1 protein-coding gene and 1 pseudogene are annotated in these 1,411 nt (G+C 53.8%); both read left to right on the plus strand.

Translation table 11 applies throughout. The features are described from left to right. Positions 1 to 167: 167 nt before the first annotated feature. Positions 168 to 779: a hypothetical protein gene (locus NW853_RS06260; protein WP_414348396.1), complete on the plus strand. Its 612-nt coding sequence runs from the start codon at positions 168 to 170 to the stop codon at positions 777 to 779. A 358-nt stretch (positions 780 to 1,137) separates the two neighbouring features. Beyond that, a pseudogene (locus NW853_RS06265) lies at positions 1,138 to 1,411 on the plus strand (hypothetical protein); the annotation flags it as partial.

The raw sequence follows: 1,411 nt of genomic DNA on the forward strand, positions 1-1,411 counted from the left end.
CCATTCTGGAAGGCAAATTTCATGAGAACTGGGATCCGTGGCGCGAGGGCTGAGCGTCCTCAGGGGTCTTTGTTTACATCCCTTCTAAATACTCCCAGGCTAGCCTTCCTACTCGTTACGATGAGAGGACAACCCAGCCTTCACCTTAGGGAGGAGCAAAGAGGAGCATGGCTATCCGCACCCTGCAAAGTGTAATTGAGCAGCATATTGCTGGGCTGCCTGGCCTTATTGCCGTCTTGATAGGGCGAGTTACGGATGGCAAAACGGTAGCTAAGGTAACTTACGCCAGCGACACCCAGGAAGAGCAGGCGCTGGAACTTTTGGGCACCTACGCCAGCGACCTATTGCAGGCCAACAACCGCCTTTGCCAAACGGTCAGCCCTGAGGAGGAGGCGGATCACCTCACAGCGGGCTCGTCTCATGTGCGGGTGATTCTGAAGTCTTTCCCCAAAAGTCCCTACTTTGTTTTGTTTTTAACCCGCTCCATCATCGACCTCAAAGCAATTTCAGAGCGCATCAAAGCCATCCTCATCGACGGCAAACCGCTGCTGCCTCCTGTTCAAGACGACACTCTATCCACTGCTCAGGCTTTGATTAGCTACGCCAAGCGCTACGCTCCGGATCCCAACTTTGTCGCCCTGCGCCTGTCTTTGAAAACGGGTCTAGACCGCAACCGCCTTGAAAAAGGCACCCTGAACCGACAGGAGCTGCGCATTCTCTACAAAGCGGTATCTGACGTATTGGGGGTAGAGCACTTGCCTATTGCTTTGCCCAGTTGAACGACTCCCGACACTCATTCTCGTTGAGCCAACACAACATGACTTACGCCACGCTGCGCGAACCGATAGCTTACGGGCTTCCTGCTTCCCAGACTTATTTTTTGGTACAGAGGTCGCAGCGTGCTGCCGCCATGCGACCCACGGCGGGAAACTCTCCAGAGATTTAACTTGTTCTCCTCAATTGCAGCACAACGGCTTTCATCCCGACACTGATTTGCTCTTGAGTAAACCCAATATGGCTTACGCCACCTACGGAACACAAATACAGTGCAGGGCTTCCCGCTGATTAAGCTAAAGGCTAAAGTTGTGGGAGTTATTAACTGTTGTCCCTTCCTATCCCCTCGAGCTCAGGCCATCTATGTTGGAGCATTTACGCCTTGACCGCGCTCGCAAGCTGTTCTCTCTCTTTGGCGAGCCAGTGATTTTCCACTGCCACCACTACAACCTATTTTTGCAGCAGACCATTGAGGATCCCAACTGGATCGATGGGGTGAGCATCCTGCGCACGGCGGCTCAGGAGATTTTCTACAGCTTGCTCCAGGGCGCTTTTAAAACCTTGGGAGTGCATCAGGCAACGGAGCGGCTGGCGGTGGCGTGCCAGTTGTTCGGCTTTCTCGGCTTGGGGCGACTGG

Origin of the sequence: Synechococcus sp. H55.11 (genome assembly GCF_047462475.1) — a bacterium.
In the GTDB taxonomy this organism is placed as follows: Bacteria; Cyanobacteriota; Cyanobacteriia; order Thermostichales; family Thermostichaceae; genus Thermostichus.

Excerpts from the sequence above, each read along its gene's own strand:
- NW853_RS06260 (WP_414348396.1), top strand. The coding sequence starts at position 168 with ATGGCTATCCGCACCCTGCAAAGTGTAATTGAGCAGCATATTGCTGGG.